The organism is Agromyces sp. P1_H4 (genome assembly GCF_056405255.1).
On the sequence record NZ_JBFUCL010000411.1, the window covers coordinates 1 to 2,931 of the forward strand.

The window sequence follows — 2,931 nt, forward strand, 5'->3', positions numbered from 1 at the left end:
GCCTCAGTGCGCGAAGGTGCCGCCGCCGCCCGCGCCCGACGCCGCGCCCCGGCGCCGGTACTGCCGCGAGCGGATCGTGACGAACACCGCCGACAGCACGATCGCGATGCCCGACCCGAGCAGCACCGCGAGGGTGCCCTCGTCGGCCACGTCGGGGAGCCCGGCGAACGCGAGCTCGTTCATGAGCAGCGAGACCGTGAAGCCGATGCCGCCGAGCGCGGACACCACCACCAGGTCGCCGAACGTGAGGGGCGTGGTGCCCGGCTTCGGGCGGGCGATGAGTCCGCCGATGAGCCCGGCGAGGGTGATGCCCACGACCTTGCCGACCGGAAGGCCCACCAGGATGCCCCAGAACGCCGGGTCGAGCTCGCTCGGCGACACCTGCGGCACCGGCACCATCGCCGCGGTGAAGGCGAACAGCGGCAGGATCACTCCGTTCGACCAGGGCTCGAGCGCGTGCGCCGCGCGCCCGGCCGGACGCCGGGCCATGACGAGGCCGAGCGCCACGCCCGCGATCGTCGCGTGCACGCCCGACTGGTACACGAAGTACCAGGCGAGCACGCCCAGCACGATGAGCAGCGCCATGATCGGCCACTGCGGCCGACGCGAGAGGATCCAGCCCGACCTCGGCTTCATGAGCCTCGAGACCATGCCGAACAGGGTGATGGCGATGACGCCGAAGCCCAGTGCAGCCAGGTTGGCGTCGGTCGTGAAGAAGAACGCGATGATGAGGATCGCGATGAGGTCGTCGAGCACGGCGAGCGCGAGCAGGAACACCCGCACGCGGGTGGGCAGGAACCGTCCGAAGACGGCGAGCACGCCGAGCGCGAACGCGATGTCGGTCGCGGTCGGGATCGGCCAGCCGTCGACCGTCGGGGTGCCCGCCGTGAAGGCGAGGAAGATGCCGGCCGGAACGACCACGCCACCGACGGCGGCGATCGCGGGCAGCAGCGCCTTCGACAGCGAGTTCAGCTCGCCGATGACGAGCTCGCGCTTGAGCTCGACGGCGACGATGAAGAAGAAGATCGCGAGCAGCCCGTCGCTGACCCAGTGGCCCGYCGACAGGTCGAGTCGGAGCCACGGGATCTCGAGGTGCGCGTTCTTCAGGTCGACCGCGGCGGGGCCGATCGGGAGATTGGCGATGACGAGGCCGAGCACGGCCGCCACGAGGAGCAGCGCGGCGGCGAATCGTTCGGAGCGGAGGACGTTCATGCGACTCCCTGTCGGTGAAGTCTCGGTGCCACGGCGGTGCAGTACGTGCGGTACGACTTGCCGGGCGCGGAAGGGGGCGACGACGTTCGACGTCGGCCGACCAGCCTTCCCGGCACTCCGCCGCCAATCCTATCGAGGCGCCCTCTCGCAGCGCCTAGCATGGCGGAGACGGCGCGTCGGGGATTCGGCGGCCGCCGGAGGGAGCGAGCGTGGGCGACATCCGCAACGGGCCGCAGGCCGTCACACCCGAACCGATGCGAGCCGGGCCGGCGGATGCCTCGGCGCTCGACGAGCTCATCCGCACCGTCGCACTGCTGCGCGCCCCCGGCGGCTGCCCGTGGGACGCCGACCAGACGCACGAGAGCCTCGTGCAGTACCTCGTCGAGGAGAGCTGGGAGCTCATCGACGCGATCGAGTCGGGCGACCGCGACGAGATGATCGAGGAGCTCGGCGACGTGCTCTACCAGGTGCTGTTCCACGCCGACATCGCCGCGCACACGCCCGGCGAGGACTTCGACATCGAGGACGTCGCGGCGCACATGACCGCGAAGATGGTGTCGCGGCATCCGCACGTCTTCGGCGGCGACCGCACCGCCGAGACGGCCGACGACGTGGTGTCGTTCTGGGAGGACCTCAAGGCCGACGAGAAGCCGCACCGCACGAGCGTGCTCGACGGGATCCCACGCGGCATGCCCGCACTGGCCCTGGCGCAGAAGGTGATCGGCAAGGCCGAGAAGGCCGGGGTGGTCGTCGAGCCGGTTCCGGATGCCGCGGCGCCCGTCGCGCCCGCCACGGAGGACGAGCTGGGTCGCCTGCTGTTCTCGCTCGTGGCATCCGCTCGCTCGCAGGGACTCGACGCCGAGCGGGCCCTACGGCACGCCGTGCGCGGGTTCGAGGGGGAGGTGCGTGCGGCCGAGCGCGCCGCGGCCGACGCCGACCGCGCCGCGGCCGAAGCTGACCGCGCCGAGGCCGACGCCGACCGCTGAGTCGCGTTCAGTCGAGCCCGAGCCCGTCGCGCCACGTCGGGTGCGACGGCGTCCAGCCGAGCGAGCGCGCGAGGCGGTTGTCGGCGGCACGCCCCGGGGCGCCGGCCACCAGTTCGAGCGCGTCACTCGTGTAGCCGCCCCGCTCGGCGAGCACCGGACCCCAGTCGGCCAGTCGGGAGGGGTCGTCGTCGACCACGTTCACCGCGCCGGCCGGCCAGTCGAGGGCGAGCACGGTCGCCGCCACGGCGTCGTCGACGTGGATCCAGCTCGTGTGATCGGTCGTCGCCACCACGCGGCCCGCTCCCGCCTCGCGCGTGAGCATGCCGTCGGGCGCGTACCAGGTGCCCGCCCCGTAGAGGAGCCCGTATCGCAGCACGGTGCCGTGCGGCATCCGCGCGAGGTCCCGGTCGAGCGACTCGACGGGCGCGTAGACGGGGCCGCCCGTGACCGGGTCGACGGCTGCCGGCTCGTCCTCGGTCGCGGGTCGTTCGCCCGGCTCGTACCGCCAGGAGACGCTCTCGGCGATCATCCGGTCCACGCCGGCCTCGAGTGCGCCGTCGACGAGGTTCGCGGTGCCCTCCACGCGGAGGCGCGCGTTGCCCGCCCAGTCGCGACCCGACAGGTCGGTGAGCAGGTGCACGATCGCGTCGGGACGCGCCGCGGCGATGGCCTCGGCGACGGAGGCGGGATCGAGTGCGTCCATGGCGACCGGTTCGCCGCCGGCGTCGAGGAT

Annotated in this window: 3 protein-coding genes; 1 reads left to right on the forward strand and 2 read right to left on the reverse strand. The window is 72.8% G+C overall.

Features of this window, described 5'->3' with window-relative positions; translation table 11 throughout:
- Positions 1-3 precede the first annotated feature (3 nt).
- Entirely contained in the window at positions 4-1,212 is a 1,209-nt protein-coding gene (gene nhaA, locus AC1DY2_RS18065) for a Na+/H+ antiporter NhaA (RefSeq protein ID WP_476763669.1), read from the reverse strand.
- A gap of 254 nt (positions 1,213-1,466) precedes the next feature.
- Here nhaA and AC1DY2_RS18070 point away from each other — a divergent pair, with 254 nt between their 5' ends.
- Positions 1,467-2,198, forward strand: coding sequence for a MazG family protein (locus AC1DY2_RS18070; protein WP_476763671.1), 732 nt, complete (start codon positions 1,467-1,469; stop codon positions 2,196-2,198).
- Positions 2,199-2,205: 7 nt separating this feature from the next.
- On the opposite strand, the gene AC1DY2_RS18075 is transcribed toward AC1DY2_RS18070, so the two are convergent.
- On the reverse strand, positions 2,206-2,931 hold a 726-nt coding region (locus AC1DY2_RS18075; protein WP_476763670.1), incomplete at its 5' end, for an NAD-dependent epimerase/dehydratase family protein.